Raw genomic sequence first — 17,077 nt, 5'->3', positions numbered from 1 at the left:
GAAATGGCAGAGAACACCGATCAGCAGGAGAAGATCGCCCGCTATCTCAAGAAGATGGCGAGCGACCTCAACCAGGCCCGCGCGCGTCTTCGCGAGTACGAGTCGCGCGAAGGGGAGCCGATCGCGATCGTGGGCATGAGCTGCCGCTACCCCGGCGGGGTGACGTCGCCGGAGGAGCTGTGGGAGCTGGTGGCGTCGGGCAGCGACGGCATGGGGCCGTTCCCGACCGACCGCGGCTGGGACCTGGAGGGGCTGTACGACCCGGACCCCGACCGGCTCGGCACCGTGTACGCCAGGGAGGGCGGGTTCATCGACGGGGCCGCCGAGTTCGATGCCGACTTCTTCGGCATCAGCCCCCGCGAAGCGACCGCCATGGACCCGCAGCAGCGCCTGCTGCTCGAGGCGTCGTGGGAGGCGCTGGAGGACGCGGGCATCGACCCGCACCATCTGCGCGGCACGGCGACCGGTGTCTTCTGCGGTGTCGGCCCGTCCGACTACGCGGCCATGCCCGCGGGAGCCCTGCCGCAGATCGAGGGATTCCGTCTGACCGGCTCCACCACCAGCGTGGTCTCGGGCCGTGTCGCCTACAGCCTCGGCCTGGAGGGCCCGGCCGTGTCCGTGGACACCGCCTGCTCCGCCTCCGCCGTCGCTCTGCACCTGGCGGCGAACGCACTGCGGGCGGGCGAGTGCTCGCTCGCGCTCGCCGGCGGCGTCACCGTGCTGGCCGGCCCCTTCCTGCACATGGAGTTCAGCCGCCAGCGCGGGCTGGCGCCCGACGGGCGCTGCAAGGCGTACGCGGCCTCCGCCGACGGGACCGGCTTCTCCGACGGTCTCGGCCTGATCGTGCTGGAGCGGTTGTCGGACGCCCAGCGCAATGGGCGGCGCATCCTGGGCTTGATCCGTGGCAGTGCGGTGAACCAGGACGGTGCGAGCAACGGTCTGACGGCGCCGAACGGCCCCGCGCAGGAGCGGGTGATCCGGCAGGCGCTGAGCAATGCCGGGCTGTCGCCGTCCGACGTCGACGCCGTCGAGGGCCACGGGACGGGCACCGTGCTGGGGGACCCGATCGAGGCGCAGGCGCTGCTGGCGACGTACGGCCGCGAGCGCGACGGCGACCCGCTGTGGCTCGGCTCGATCAAGTCCAACATCGGCCACACCTCCACCGCGGCCGGCGTCGCCGGCGTCATCAAGATGGTCATGGCGATGCGGAACGGGGTGCTGCCCCGGACCCTGCACGTCGATGAGGCGTCGCCGCACGTGGACTGGCACTCTGGCCGCGTCGAGCTGCTGACCCAGGCCCGGGAGTGGTCCGCGAAGGACCGTCCGCGGCGTGCGGGCGTCTCGTCCTTCGGTGTCAGCGGCACGAACGCGCACATCATCCTGGAGGAAGCGCCGGCCGAGGAGCCCTCTGCGGGGCCGTCCGCGGACGGACCGGACGAGATGACGCGGCCCGCCGGTGCGGTCCCGGTGATCCTTTCGGCGAGCAATGACGCGGCGCTGCGCGCGCAGGCGGCGCGGCTGCGCTCCCACTTGGCGGTACGGGCCGAACTGTCGGTTGCGGACACGGCGTACTCGCTGGTGTCGTCGCGGGCACTGCTGGAGCGCCGGGCTGTCGTGGTGGCGGCGGACCGCGACGAGCTCCTGTCGCGGCTCGCCGAGATGCCGGCGGAGTCGGGCGTCGGGGTCGAGGGCAAGACGGCGTTCTTGTTCACCGGTCAGGGCTCGCAGCGGTCGGGGATGGGCCTGGAGCTGGCCGCAACGTTTCCGGCCTTCGATGAGGCGTTGACGGCGGTGTGTGCGGAGTTGGATCCACGGCTGGGCCGGTCGGTGCGGGAGCTGCTGGCCGCTGATGCTGAGGTGCTGGCCTCGACGGAGTTCACCCAGGTGGTGCTGTTCGCTGTCGAGGTGGCGCTGTTCCGGCTGATGGAAGCACTGGGGGTGCGTCCGGACTATCTGATCGGGCATTCGGTCGGGGAGATCGCGGCCGCTCACGTGGCCGGGGTGCTGTCCTTGGCGGATGCCGCCGAACTGGTTGTGGCGCGTGGCCGGTTGATGGGTGCGCTGCCTGCGGGTGGGGCGATGGTCGCCGTGCAGGCCGCGGAAGCGGAGGTGACCGGGTCGCTGGCCGGGTTCGAGGGCCGTTTGGAGATCGCGGCGATCAACGGGCCGACGTCGGTCGTCGTGTCCGGTGCGCAGGATGCCCTCACGGACTGGCTGGCGCAGTGGGAGGGACGCAAGACCACCCGGTTGCGGGTGTCGCACGCGTTCCACTCCCCGCTCATGGAGCCGATGCTGGATGAGTTCCGGGCGGTCGCGGACAAGCTGAGCTACAGCAGCCCGCGCATTCCGGTGGTCTCCAATGTGTTCGGTGAGGTCGTGTCGGTCTTCGACGCCGACTACTGGGTGCGGCATGTACGTGGCGCGGTGCGGTTCGCCGATGGGGTCGGCACCTTGTGGGAGCTGGGTGTTCGTCGGTTCCTGGAGCTGGGTCCGGACGCGGTCCTGACCGCGATGGCCCGCCAGTGCGTCGAGGACGACACCGAGGCGGTGTTCCTCCCGGCGCTGCGCGCCAAGCACGGCGAGCTGGACACCTTCGCAGGCTTCCTCGGCCACGTGCACACCGCCGGCATCAGCGTCGACTGGAACGCCTTCTACACCGGTACCGGCGCCCAGCGCGTCGACCTGCCCACCTACGCCTTCCAGCGCGAGCGGTTCTGGCTGACCCCGGGTACCGCTCCGGGTGATGTTTCCGCCGCCGGCCTCATCGCCGTGGACCACCCCGTTCTGGCAGGCCGGGCGCTCATCGGGGACCGTGATGAGTGGCTCTTCACCGGCCGAATCTCCACCGAAGCGCAGCCGTGGACGCGCGACCACGTCGTCATGGGCGCGATCATCGTGCCCGGTGTGGCGCTGGTCGAGATGAGCTTGGCCGCAGGGCGCGAGGTCGGCTGCGCGGTGGTGGACGAGCTGGTGATCGAGTCTCCGCTCGCCCTGGACGAGACGGTGGCGCGCCAGATCCAACTCCTCATCGGGCATGCCGACGAGGACGGCCGCCGCGGGTTTGCCATCTTCTCCCGTCCCGAGGGCGACGAGGCGGACGAGCAGTCCGGCGCGATCTGCCACGGCCGCGGCTGGCTGGGGCCCGTGCCCGCGGCCGTGCCCGCGTGGGATGTCGCATGGCCGCCCCGGGACGCCGAGCCGCTCTCCGCGGACGCGCTCTACACCCGCATGACCGATATCGGCTACGACTACGGCGCCCTCTTCCAGGGTGTGGTCGAGGCGTGGCAGGACGAGGACGTCGTCTACGTCGAGCTGGCGCTGCCGGACGACGCGGACGCGCAGGCCTTCGGTATCCACCCCGGGCTCTTCGACTCCGCGGTGCAGAGCTCGCTGTTCGGTGAGAAGGCGGATGACACCCTCGTCATGCCGTTCTCCTGGAACGGCGTACACCTCAGCGGGACCGGGGTGTCGCGCGCCCGGGCCCGGCTCATGCCGGTGGGTGAGGCCGCGTTCCGCATCGACATCGTCGACGAGCACGACGAGCCGGTGCTCAGCATGGACCAGCTCGTGTTCCGTCCGGTCGACCAGGCGCAGCTGAGGCGGGCCGGCGAGCCGCAGGGCTCGCTGTACCAACTGGACTGGATGCCGGTGGCGGCCGGCACCGGCCGGTCCGCCCAGGTCGCGGTACTCGGTGCGCTCAACGCCGCGGGCGAGCCCTTCGAGGACCTGGACGCCTTGGAGCGCGCCCGCAGGGACGGCGCCCCGGCCACCGAGCTGGTACTCGCGGCCGTCGACGCCCCGGGGGCAACGGCATCCGCGGTCGAGGCGCTGGCGCTGGTGCAGCGGTGGCTGGCCAGCGAGTGGCTGGGCGAGTCCCAGCTGGTCGTGGTGACCCGAGGTGCGGTGTCCGTCGCCGGTGAGGGCCCCGACATGGCGCAGGCGGCGGTGTGGGGTCTGCTGCGCAGTGCGCAGTCGGAGCACCCGGGTCGGTTCGTGCTGGTGGATGGTGAGCTGGTTGGTGAGGAGCCGGATTGGGGCTCCGTGCTGGGCGCCGACGAGCCGCAGGTGGCGGTGCGTGACGGCCGACTGCTGGCGCCGAGGCTGTCGCGCGCCGCCGCCGGTACGTCGGTGACGATGATCGACCCTGAGGGCACGGTCGTGATCACCGGGGGTACGGGGGGTCTGGGTGCGGTGTTCGCCCGGCACCTGGTGGCCGTCCATGGCGTGCGTCATCTGCTGCTGCTGAGCCGGCGCGGCCCCCAGGCCGCGGGCGCCGCCGCGTTGGTGACCGAGCTGCAAGGCCTGGGCGCGGACGTCCGGGTCGTCGCCTGCGACGTCTCGGACCGCGACCAGCTGGCGGCGGTCCTCGGCTCCGCCGACCGGCGCCTGACCGCGGTGGTGCACGCGGCGGGGGTGCTGGACGACGGCGTCGTTGCGTCGCTGACGCCCGAGCAGGTCGAGCGGGTGCTGCGGCCGAAGGTGGACGCCGCCCTGCACCTGCACGAGCTGACCGCCGACACCGACCTGTCCGCGTTCGTGCTGTTCTCCTCCGTCGCGGCGCTCATCGGCAGCCCGGGCCAGGGCAACTACGCCGCCGCCAACGCCGCCCTCGACGCGCTGGCCGCGTCGCGCCGGGCAGCGGGGCTGCCGGCGACGTCCCTGGCCTGGGGCCCGTGGTCCGACGGTGCGGGGATGGCGGCGCAGCTGGGCCAGCCGGAGCTGGCCCGCCTCGAGCGGATGGGAGCCAAGGCGCTGACGGCCGAGCTGGGCGTCGCACTCTTCGATCAGGCCCTGACCGTGGACGCGGCGCTGCTGGCGCCGGTCCGGCTGGACCCGGCGGTACTGCGCGCCCAGGCCCGGGCCGGGACGATCCCGGCCGTGCTGCGCGGGCTGGCGCCTGTCGCGGCTCGGCGGGCGGCGGCCGGTGGGTCGCTCGCCCGGCGCCTGGCGGGCGTGCCGGAGGCGGACCGGGTGCGGGTCGCGCTCGAGCTGGTGCTGGCCCAGGCGGCGGGCGTGCTCGGGCATGCCTCAGCCTCGTCCATCGATCCTGGCCGCGCGTTCAACGAGCTCGGCTTCGACTCCCTGGGCGCCGTCGAACTGCGCAACCGGCTCACCGAGGCCACGGGCGTGCGCCTGCCCGCGACCCTGGTGTTCGATCACCCGACCCCGCAGGCGGTGGCCCGCCTGCTGGTGTCGCAGGTCGCGGTGGACGGTGCGGTCGACCGGCCGCGTGCGGCGCGCTCGCGGCGCGGCGACGCCGACGAACCGCTGGCGATCGTCGGCATGAGCTGCCGGTTCCCCGGCGGAGTGACATCGCCGGAGGAGCTGTGGGAGCTGGTGGCGTCCGGCCGGGACGGCATGGGCCCGTTCCCGACCGACCGCGGCTGGGACCTGGAGCGGCTCTACGACCCCGACCCCGACCAGGTCGGAACCGTGTACGCGCAGGCCGGCGGATTCGTCGACCGCATCGGCGCGTTCGACGCCGACTTCTTCGGCATCAGCCCGCGCGAGGCACTCGCGACGGATCCGCAGCAGCGTCTGCTGCTGGAGGCGTCGTGGGAGGCGTTCGAGCACGCGGGCATCGACCCGACGACGCTGCGCGGAACCGACACCGGCGTCTTCTGCGGCACCGTCTCCTCGGGCTACCACGCGATCATGGCTCCCGAACTGGAGGGCTACCACCTCACCGGGACCACGACGAGTGTGGTGTCCGGCCGGATCGCGTACACCCTGGGGCTCGAAGGTCCGGCGGTCTCCGTGGACACGGCATGCTCCTCCTCCGCCGTTGCCCTGCACATGGCATCGCAGGCTCTTCGCAACGGCGAGTGCGGGATGGCCCTGGTCGGCGGCATTTCCCTCATGGCCACGCCGGACCTGCTCATCGGCTTCAGCCGGCAGCGCGGCCTGGCCCCCGACGGGCGGTGCAAGGCGTATGCGGCGGCAGCGGACGGGACCGGGTTCTCCGACGGGCTGGGCCTGATGGTCGTGGAGCGGTTGTCGGACGCCCGGCGCAACGGGCGCCGCATCCTCGGTCTGATCCGCAGCAGTGCGGTGAACCAGGACGGTGCGAGCAACGGTCTGACCGCGCCGAACGGCCCCTCGCAGGAGCGGGTGATCCGGCAGGCGCTGAGCAATGCCGGGCTGTCGTCGGCGGATGTGGACGCGGTCGAGGGGCACGGCACGGGGACCAAGCTCGGGGACCCGATCGAGGCACAGGCGCTGCTGGCGACGTACGGCCAGGAGCGGGACGGTGAGCCGCTGTGGCTCGGGTCGATCAAGTCCAACATCGGGCACACCTCGGCCGCCGCCGGCGTGGCCGGTGTGATCAAGATGGTGATGGCGATGCGGCACGGGGTGCTGCCGCAGACGTTGCACGTCGATGAGGCGTCGCCGCACATCGACTGGGAGTCGGGCGACGTGAAGTTGCTGACCGAGGCCCGGAAGTGGCCTGCGGGGGAGCGGCCCCGTCGGGCCGCGGTGTCGTCGTTCGGTGTGAGCGGCACGAACGCGCACATCATCCTGGAGGAGGCGCCCGCCGAGCTGCCCGCGAGGAGCGCACCCGAGCTGCGTCCGATGCCCGCGGTTCCGGTGACGGTGTCCGGCCGAGACCTGGCCGCGATGCGTGCGCAGGCGGAACGGCTGCGGGCGTTTGTGCTGGCGCGGCCGGAAGTGTCTCTGGCCGATCTGGGTTTCTCTTCGGCCACCTCCCGGGCGCATCTGGAGCACCGCGGTGTGGTGGCTGCGGCCGGGCGTGAGGAGTTGCTGGCGGGGCTGACGGCTCTGTCGCTGGGTGAGCCGTCACCGGTGGTGGTCGAGGGCCGGTCTCCGGCCTCGGCCAAGGCGGTGTTCGTGTTCCCGGGGCAGGGGGCGCAGTGGGTCGGTATGGCGGTGGGGTTGCTGGACTCCTCGCCGGTGTTCGCCACCGAAATCGCCGCCTGCGATGCGGCGCTCAGCGAGTTCGTGGACTGGCGTCTGGAGGAGGTGCTGCGCGGCGCGCCCGGCGTACCGTCTCTGGACCGGGTGGACGTGGTGCAGCCCGCCCTGTTCGCGACGATGGTGAGCTTGGCGGCGCTGTGGCGTTCGTACGGGGTTGAGCCGGCTGCCGTGGTGGGTCACTCGCAGGGTGAGATTGCCGCCGCGTATGTGGCTGGTGCGTTGTCGTTGCGGGACGCGGCGCGGATTGTGGCCGTTCGCGCCCAACTGGTGCGTGATCGGTTGGCGGGGCAGGGCGGCATGATGTCGGTCGCGCTGCCGGTGCAGCAGGTCGAGGAGTTGCTGGCCCCGTTCGCGGGGCGGGTGTCGGTGGCGGCGGTCAACGGTCCCGCGTCGGTGATCGTCGCCGGTGAGCCGGGCGCGCTGGAGGAGATCAAGGCAGGGTGCGACCGGGACGAGATCCGCGCCCGCCTCGTCGCGGTGGACTACGCCTCCCACTCCGCCTACGTCGAGAGCATCGAGGCGGAACTGCTGGAAGCCCTCGCGCCGGTGCAGCCGATGACGGGAACGGTCCCCCTGTACTCGACGGTGATCGGCGCCTTCGCCGACACCGCAGCGATGGATGGCGCGTACTGGTACCGCAACCTGCGCAACCCCGTCGGCTTCGAGCCCGCCATCCGCGCACTCGTCGATGACGGCACGGGCTGCTTCCTGGAGATGTCACCTCACCCGGTGCTGGCGATGGCGATCGAGGAGACCGTCGAGGCGCTGGACGCGGCGGGCCGGGTGGCCGTGGTCGGTTCGCTGCGCCGGGACGAGGGCGGACTGCCCCGCCTCCTGCTGTCGCTCGGCCAGGCCCACGTCGCCGGTGTGCCGATCGACTGGGACGCGGTATTCGCGGGCACCGGCGCACACCGCGTCGACCTGCCCACCTACGCCTTCCAGCGGGAGAACTTCTGGCTGATGCCCTCGGCACGGACCGGTGACGTCGCGGCGGCCGGTCTCGACCGGGTCGAGCATCCCGTGCTGGCGGCGGCGGTGCAGTTCGGCGACCGGGACGAGTGGCTGTTCACCGGTCGCCTCTCCGCCGCAGCGCAGCCGTGGCTGCGCGATCACGTGGTGCTGGGTGTCGTGATCGTGCCCGGCACGGCGTGGGTCGAGCTGGCGCTGGCTGCCGGTGGTCGGGTGGGTACCCCCGTGGTGGACGAGCTGGTGATGGAATCGCCGCTCCTGCTGGAGGAGGGTTGCGCGGCGCAGCTGCGGGTCACGGTCGGTGCGGCGGGTGAGGACGGCCGCCGGGAATTGGTGATCTTCGCCAGGTCCGAGGCCGGTGACGTAGCCGAGACGATCTGCCATGCGCGGGGATGGCTGGCTGCGGAGGACGCGACAACCGTGTCGTGGGTTCCGGGGCAGTGGCCGCCGGCGAGCGGTGTGGAGATGTCCGGCGCCGCGTTGTACAGCGGGATGGCGGAGCTCGGGTTCGACTACGGGCCGGTCTTCCAGGGCGTGCACACGGCATGGCGCGTCGGCGATGTGGTGTATGCCGATGTGGCCCTGCCGGGCGACTCGGGCGGCGAAGGATTCGGTCTCCACCCGGCCTTGTTCGACGCGTCGTTGCACGGCGCGTTCGCGGAGAAGGGGACGGACGGCGGCGCGACGCTGCTGCCGTTCTCGTGGTCCAAGGTGAGCGGCGGCCGTCCGGGCCTGTCGCGGGTTCGGGTGCGGATCTCGCCCGCCGGTGATGCGGCCCTGCGGGTGGACGTCGTGTCCGAGCAGGGCGAGCCGGTGCTGAGCTTGGAGCGCCTCGCCATGCGCCCCGTCGACCCCGCCCAGTTGGAACGCATGCGCCGCGGGGGCGGGCAACCGGTGTACCAGCTCGACTGGGCCCCGGTGACGGCACATGCCGGCCGGTCCGTCCAGGTCGGAACGCTCGATGACCTGACCGAGATGGAGCGGGTCGCGGCCGCCCGCGGCCCGGTGCCGGACTTGGTGCTGGCCACGGTCGAAACCCCCGGTGGCGACCTGGCCGAAGCCGTGCACACCACCGCCACCCGAGCACTCGCCCTGGTGCAGGGCTGGTTGGCCGGTGAGTGGGTGGGTGAGTCGCGGCTTGTGGTGACCACGCGCGGGGCGGTGGCCATCGGTGACGAGGCTCCCGATATCGCGCAGGCGGCGGTGTGGGGTTTGTTGCGCAGTGCGCAGTCGGAGCATCCGGGTCGGTTCGTGCTGGTGGATCTTGAGTTGGGTGGTGAGGAGCCGGACTGGGGTGCGGTGCTGGGCGCTGACGAGCCGCAGGTGGCGGTTCGTGGGGGTCGGCTGTTGGCGCCGAGGTTGGCGCGTGCCGCAGCCGCCGGTGAGCGGGCGGCGACCGTGTTCGATCCGGACGGGACCGTGGTGGTCACGGGGGGTACCGGTGGTCTGGGCGCGGTGTTCGCCCGGCACTTGGTGGCCGTCCATGGGGTGCGTCATCTGTTGCTGTTGAGCCGGCGCGGCCCGCGGGCCGCAGGCGCGGCCGAGCTGGTGGTCGAGCTGGAGGGACTGGGCGCCGACATTCGGGTCGTCGCCTGTGACGTGTCCGATCGCGAGCACCTGGCCGCCGCGCTGGCCTCGGTGGAGCGTCCGGTCACCGGGGTCGTGCACACCGCCGGTGTGTTGGACGACGCGGTGATCGCGTCGCTGACACCGGAGCAGATCGTCCGGGTGCTGCGGCCGAAGGTGGACGCGGCCCTGCACCTGCACGAGCTGACCGCGGACGCGGACCTGTCGGCGTTCGTCCTGTTCTCGTCGGTCTCCGCACTCATCGGCAGCCCCGGCCAGGGCAACTACGCCGCTGCGAACGCGACCCTGGACGCGCTGGCCGCGTCCCGCCGGGCGACCGGGCTTCCCGCCATGTCGATGGCGTGGGGTCTGTGGTCGGGCACCGCGGGCATGGCCGCGAGCCTGGACGAGGCCGAGCTGGCCCGCTTGCAGCGAATGGGCATCAACGCGCTCACCGCCGAGACCGGGCCCGCGCTGTTCGACCGGTCGCTGGAGGTGGACGCGGCCGTGGTGGCGTCGGTGCTGCTCGAGATCACTGCGCTGCGCGCCCAGGCGCGGGCCGGGATGCTTCCGCCGCTGCTGCGCGGTCTGGTCCCGGCCCCGGCACGGGCTGCCCAGCCGGGTGTCGCGGCGCTGGCGCAGCGGCTGGCCGGGGTGCCGGAGGCAGGCCGTGCGCAGATCGTGCTCGAGGTGGTTCAGGCCCAGGTCGCGGGAGTCCTCGGCCACGCCTCGGCCGCGGCCGTCGATCCCGAGCGCGCCTTCAAGGACCTCGGCTTCGACTCGCTCAGCGCCGTCGAGCTGCGCAACCGCTTGGCCCAGGCCAGTGGTGTGCGGCTGCCCGCGACCTTGGTGTTCGACCACCCCACCCCGAGCGCGGTCGCCGCGTTGCTGCTGTCGGAGGTCGGGGGAGGGGAGGAGCCGGAGCCCCTCATCGACCAGGAGATGCGGAAGCTCGAGGAGATGCTCACGGCGAGCTCCGAGGAGGACCAGCAGAGGGTGGCCAAACGCCTGCGCACGTTGCTCTCCAGCATCGGCGCCGGCGCTGGTGACGGCGCCAGGGGCGCCAAGAAGCAGGGAGCCAGGGAGCGGATCGAAGCCGCGACCACGGCGGAAGAGATCTTCCTGATGATCGATGTCGAGTTGGGTGACGAGTGACCGGGGGCACGGGGATGACGGAGAACATCGATCAGCAGGAAAAGCTGGTCCGCTACCTGAAGAAGGTGGCGGTCGAACTCAACGAGACCAGGGAGCAGCTCGACGAGGTCGAGTTCCGCGCGACGGAACCGCTGGCGATCATCGGCATGAGCTGCCGCTACCCCGGCGGCGTGACGTCACCGGAGGAGCTGTGGGAGCTGGTCGCCTCCGGGCGGGACGGCATCACCGGGCTCCCCACCGACCGCGGCTGGGACCTGGAGCGGCTGTACGACCCGGACCCCGACCGGACCGGGACGATCTACGCCCAAGGTGGCGGCTTCCTGGAAGGGATCGGGGAGTTCGACGCCGAGTTCTTCGGCATCAGCCCGCGTGAGGCGCTGGCGATGGATCCGCAGCAGCGTCTGCTGCTGGAGGCGTCGTGGGAGGCGTTCGAGCACGCCCGCATCGACGCGACCTCGCTGCGCGGCAGCGACACCGGCGTCTTCTGCGGTCTCAGCGTCACCGACTACAGCGTGGGACCCGACAGAACCACCCCCCAGGTGGAGGGCTTCCAGCTCACGGGCGGCTCGGCCAGCGTCTCCTCCGGTCGCATCTCCTACCTGTTCGGCCTGGAGGGGCCGGCGTTCTCCGTGGACACGGCCTGTTCCTCCTCCTCCGTTGCCCTGCACTTGGCCGCACAGGCTCTACGAGCCGGTGAGTGCTCGCTGGCGCTCACCGGCGGGGTGACCCTCATGCCCAGCCCGTTCATGCTGCGGGAGTTCAGCCGCCAGCGCGGTCTGTCCACGGACGGCCGCTGCCGCGCGTACGCGGCCTCGGCGGACGGGACGGGCTTCGCCGACGGGCTGGGCATGCTGGTGCTGGAGCGGTTGTCGGACGCGCGGCGCAATGGGCGGCGCATCCTGGGCTTGATCCGTGGCAGTGCGGTGAACCAGGACGGTGCGAGCAACGGTCTGACGGCGCCGAACGGTCCCTCGCAGGAGCGAGTGATCCGACAGGCGCTGGCCAGCGCGCGGTTGTCGCCGTCCGACGTCGATGCCGTGGAGGGACATGGCACGGGCACCGTGCTGGGGGACCCGATCGAGGCGCAGGCGCTGCTGGCGACGTACGGCCAGGAGCGCGACGGCGACCCGCTGTGGCTCGGCTCGATCAAGTCCAACATCGGGCACACCTCCGCTGCTGCGGGCGTAGCCGGTGTGATCAAGATGGTGATGGCGATGCGGAACGGGGTGCTGCCCCGGACCCTGCACGTCGATGAGGCGTCGCCGCATGTGGACTGGGACTCCGGCCGCGTCGAGCTGCTGACCGAGTCCCGGGAGTGGCCCGCGAAAGATCGTCCCCGGCGTGCGGGCGTGTCGTCGTTCGGTGTCAGCGGCACCAACACGCACATCATCGTGGAGGAGGCACCGGCCGAGGAGCCGGTGGCGGCGGACGGGCGAACCGCGCCCGCCACTCCGCTGCCCGTCATCCTCTCAGCGCGTACGGATGTGGCACTTCAGACGCAGGCAGAGCGGCTGCGTTCGCACCTGCTGGCGCAGCCCGGGTTGTCACTGGTCGACACGGCCTATTCGTTGGTCTCGTCGCGGGCGCTGCTGGAGCGGCGGGCTGTCGTGATGGCCGCGGATCGGGATGAGCTCCTGTCCCGGCTGTCCGAGGTCACCGCCGGTGCGTCGGGTGTGGGTGGTAAGTCGGCGTTCTTGTTCACCGGTCAGGGCTCGCAGCGGTCGGGGATGGGCCTGGAGCTGGCGGCCGCGTTTCCGGTGTTCGATGAGGCGTTGACGGCGGTGTGTGCGGAGTTGGATCCGCGGCTGGGCCGGTCGGTGCGGGAGCTGCTGGCCGCTGATGCTGAGGTGTTGAGCTCGACGGAGTTCACCCAGGTCGTGTTGTTCGCTGTCGAGGTGGCGCTGTTCCGGCTGACGGAGGCACTGGGGCTGCGTCCGGACTATTTGATCGGGCATTCGGTCGGGGAGATCGCGGCCGCCCACGTGGCCGGTGCCCTGTCCCTGGCTGACGCCGCCGAACTGGTGGTGGCACGCGGGCGGTTGATGGGCGCGCTGCCTGCGGGCGGGGCGATGGTCGCCGTGCAGGCCACCGAAGCGGAGGTAGCCGATTCTCTCGCCGGGTTCGCAGGCCGCCTGGAAATCGCAGCGATCAACGGCCCCACGTCGGTCGTGGTCTCCGGCGATGAAGACGCCGTCACCGACTGGCTTCCGCAATGGGAAGGACGGAAGACCACCCGCCTGCGGGTGTCGCACGCCTTCCACTCGCCCCTCATGGAGCCGATGCTCGACGAGTTCCGGGCAGTCGCCGACAAGCTGAACCACGCCACCCCGCACATCCCCGTGGTGTCCAATGTGACCGGTGCCGTGGTGTCGGCGTTCGACGCCGACTACTGGGTGCGGCATGTACGTGGCGCGGTGCGGTTCGCCGACGGGATCGGCACCTTGTGGGAGCTGGGCGTTCGTCGGTTCCTGGAGCTGGGCCCGGACGCGGTCCTGACCGCGATGGCCCGCCAGTGCGTCGAGGACGACACCGAGGCGGTGTTCCTCCCGGCGCTGCGCGCCAAGCACGGCGAGCTGGACACCTTCGCAGGCTTCCTCGGCCACGTGCACACCGCCGGCACCAGCGTCGACTGGAACGCCTTCTACACCGGTACCGGCGCCCAGCGCGTCGACCTGCCCACCTACGCCTTCCAGCGCGAGAACTACTGGCTGCTGTCGTCCACGCCCGTCGGCGACGTCGCGGCGGCAGGCCTGGAGAGGGTCGAGCACCCGATCCTGGCCGCGGCCGTGCAGGTCGGCGACCGCGACGAGTGGGTCTTCACCGGGCGCCTCTCCACCGAGTCGCAGGCGTGGACCCGCGACCACATCGTGCTGGGCCTGGTGATCGTGCCCGGAACGACGTGGGTGGAGGCGGTCTCGGCTGCCGGTCAGCGGGTGGGCGTGCCGGTGGTGGACGAACTGGTGATGGAGTCGCCGCTACTGCTCGAAGAAGGCTCGGCCGTGCAGTTGCGGGTCACCGTCGGTGCAGCGGGCGAGGACGGTCGCCGCGAAGTGGCGGTCTTCGCCCGCCGTGAGGCCGGGGACGACGAGCAGGGGGAGACGACCTGCCACGCTCGCGGCTGGCTGGCCACGGAGGACACCGCACACGCGTCGTGGACTCCCGAGCAGTGGCCGCCCGCCGGTGGTACGGAGATGACGGCGGATGCGCTCTACGCGGGCATGGCCGAGCTCGGGTTCGACTACGGTCCCGCGTTCCAGGGCGTGCGCGTCGCGTGGAGGGTCGGCGACGACGCCTATGCCGAGGTCGCCCTGCCCGGCGACACGGGTGGCGAGAGCTTCGGAATCCATCCGGCGCTCTTCGACGCGTCGTTGCACGCGGGTCTGCTGCAGGATGGCCCGAGCGACACGGCCTTCCTGCCTTTCTCCTGGTCCGGGGTACGCCTCGCGCACCGCGGCCTGTCCCGGGTGCGCGTTCGCATCCGCCGGGTGGACGAGACCGCCTTCGGTCTCGACGTGGCGGGCGAGCAGGGCCAGCCCGTGCTGAGCCTGGACCGTCTGGACATGCGACCGGTCGATCCCTCCCAGTTGGAGCGTCTGCGTCGCGGTGGCGGGCAGCCGGTCTACCGCCTCGACTGGGCTCCGGTCGCGGTCGGCGAGAGCCGGTCCGCCCAGGTGGCGGTATTGGGCGCGCATCCGGCCACGGGTGAGCGGTATCCGGACCTGGCGGCACTGGAGCGGGCGACGGCCGATGGCGCTCCGGCGCCGGAGCTGGTCCTGGCCGCGGTCGAGACCCCGGACGGTGACACGGCCCGCTCCGCCGGGCAAGCAGCCGCAGGCGCGCTGGCCCTGGTGCAGCAGTGGCTGGCCGCCGACTCGCTCGGTGACGCCCGGCTGGTGGTCACCACCCGGCGTGCCGTGTCCGTCGACGGCGAGACGCCGGACATCGCCCAGGCGGCGGTCTGGGGTCTGCTGCGCAGCGCGCAGTCCGAGCACCCGGGCCGATTCGCCCTGGTCGACCTCGACCTCGACGGCGCTGGCGAAGGCGCCGGCGACGAACCGGACTGGGGGGCAGTGCTCGACGCGGACGAGCAGCAGGTCGCCGTGCGCGGGCAGCACGTGTTCGCTCCACGGCTGAGCGTGGCCGCCGCTCCCGCCGACGATGCGTGGCAGCTGTCGATCACCCGCAAGGGCTCCCTGGACGACGTGGAGATCACGTCCTGTGACGCGCGGCGGCCGCTGGCCGCCGGCGAAGTGCGGATCGCGGTACGCGCGGCGGGAGTGAACTTCCGCGACGTGCTGATCGCCCTCGGCCTGTACCCCGATGCGGTTCCGCTGGGTGCCGAGGCGGCCGGTGTGGTGCTGGAGGTCGGGCCGGGCGTGGCCGATTTCGCGCCCGGCGACCGGGTCTTCGGCATGGTGGCGGAGTCCTTCGGCCCGGTGGCCGTGGCCTCTCGGGAGCTGGTCGCCCGGATACCGGATGCGTGGTCCTTCACGCAGGCGGCGTCCGTTCCGATCGCATACGCGACCGCCCTCTACGGCCTGGTGGACCTGGCAGGGCTGCGCGCGGGGGAGCGGGTGCTGGTGCACGCCGCCGCCGGTGGCGTGGGCACGGCGGCCGTGCAGATCGCACGGCACCTCGGCGCGGAGGTGTTCGCCACGGCCGGCCCGGCCAAGTGGGACGAGGTGCGCGCGCTGGGCGTGCCCGCGGAGCGCATCGCCTCCTCCCGCGACCTGGCCTTCCGCGACGCCTTCCAGGAGGCCACCGGCGGTACGGGAGTGGACGTGGTCCTCAACTCCCTCGCGGGCGAGTACGTCGACGCCTCGCTGGACCTGCTGCCGGGCGGCGGCCGGTTCGTAGAGATGGGCAAGGCCGACATCCGGGACGCGGCGGCGATCGCCGCGCAGCGGCCGGGAGTCGCCTACAGCGCGTTCGACCTGTGGGAGGCGGGACCGAAGCGGCTCGGCGAGCTGCTGTCCGAGATCGTGGCGCTGTTCCAGCAGGGGGTGTTCCAGTTCGCGCCGATCCGGACCTGGGACGTGCACCAGGGCCGCGAGGCGCTGCGCCACCTGCGCGAAGGCCTCAACGTCGGCAAGGTCGTGCTGACCGTTCCGGCGCCGCTGGGTCCGGAAGGCACGGTCGTGATCACCGGCGGTACGGGTGGCCTGGGTGCGGTGTTCGCCCGCCACCTGGTGGCCGCACACGGCGTGCGCGACCTGCTGCTGCTCAGCCGGCGCGGCCCGCAGGCCGCGGGCGCCGCCGAGCTGGTGGCGGAGCTCGACGCCCAGGGATGCCGTGCCCAGGTGGTGGCCTGCGACGTGGCCGACCGCGAGCAGCTGGCGGCCGCACTCGGCTCGGCGGAGCACCCCATCACCGGGGTCGTGCACGCGGCCGGCGTGCTGGACGACGCGGTGGTGGCGTCGCTGACGCCCGAGCAGCTCGAGCGGGTGATGCGGCCCAAGGTGGACGCGGCCCTGCACCTGCACGAGCTGACCGCCGACGCGGACCTGTCGGCGTTCGTCCTGTTCTCCTCCGTGGCATCGCTCATGGGCAGCCCCGGCCAGGCGAACTACGCGGCGGCCAACGCGGCCCTCGACGCGCTGGCCGCGTCACGGCGCGCCGCGGGACGCCCCGCGACCTCCTTGGCGTGGGGTCTGTGGTCGGGCACCGCGGGCATGGGCGCGAGCCTGGACGAGGCCGAGCTGGCCCGCCTGCGGCGGATGGGGATGAGCGCGCTCACCCCCGAACAGGGGCTGGCGCTGTTCGACCGGTCGCTGCACGTGGACGCGGCCGTGGTGGCGCCGGTGCTGCTGGAGACCGCCGCGCTGCGCGCCCAGGCCCGCGCCGGAATGCTCCCGCCACTGCTGCGCGGCCTGGTCCGGGCCCCGGCCCGCGCGGACCGGGCGAGCGCCGCGGCACTGGCGCAGCGGCTGGCCGCGGTGCCGGAGGCGGACCGTGCGCGGGTGGTCCTCGAACTGGTCCAGGCGCAGGTCGCGGGAGTCCTCGGCCACGCCTCGGCCGCGGCCGTCGACCCCGAGCGGGCCTTCAAGGACCTCGGCTTCGACTCGCTCAGTGCCGTCGAGCTGCGCAACCGGCTCACGCAGGCCACCGGTGTGCGCCTGCCTGCCACCGTCGTGTTCGACCACCCCAGCCCGGCGGCCATCGCCCGCCACCTGCTGCCCGAACTCGTTCCCGATGCCGCGGCCCGGCCGCGGTCCGAGCAGGAGGAGATCCGGGCGCTGTTCGCGACGATCCCCATCGATCGGCTGCGCAAGGCCGGACTGCTCGCAACCCTGCGCGAACTGGCCGACCACGACCTGCCCGAGGCGAACGCCGAGGACGGGGAGGCCGAGTCGTTCGACGACATGGACGCGGAAGCCCTGATCCGGATGGCTCAGGAGGACCTCGCATGACCCTGGCCGAGAACGCCGTCGCCGCAATGAGCTTGGAGATG

The 17,077-nt window shown here is 72.4% G+C and carries 2 protein-coding genes; both read left to right on the top strand.

All coding sequences use genetic code 11. The features are described from left to right. The first annotated feature begins 3 nt into the window (after positions 1-3). Positions 4-10,626 (top strand): SDR family NAD(P)-dependent oxidoreductase, encoded by a 10,623-nt coding sequence (locus ABZ721_RS05550; protein WP_358787281.1) that lies wholly within the window; start codon positions 4-6, stop codon positions 10,624-10,626. Positions 10,627-10,640: 14 nt separating this feature from the next. Continuing rightward, entirely contained in the window at positions 10,641-17,036 is a 6,396-nt protein-coding gene (locus ABZ721_RS05545) for a type I polyketide synthase (protein WP_358787280.1), read from the top strand. Positions 17,037-17,077 lie beyond the last annotated feature (41 nt).

Origin of the sequence: Streptomyces sp. NPDC006733, from assembly GCF_040636125.1 — a bacterium.
Lineage (GTDB): Bacteria > Actinomycetota > Actinomycetes > Streptomycetales > Streptomycetaceae > Actinacidiphila.
Note: the sequence above shows the minus strand (reverse complement) of the source record. Positions and strands in the feature narration are given on the sequence as shown.

Bases quoted from the DNA above. Each gene is read 5' to 3' on its own strand.
- ABZ721_RS05550 (WP_358787281.1), top strand. From the start codon at position 4: ATGGCAGAGAACACCGATCAGCAGGAGAAGATCGCCCGCTATCTCAAG.
- ABZ721_RS05545 (WP_358787280.1), top strand. From the start codon at position 10,641: ATGACGGAGAACATCGATCAGCAGGAAAAGCTGGTCCGCTACCTGAAG.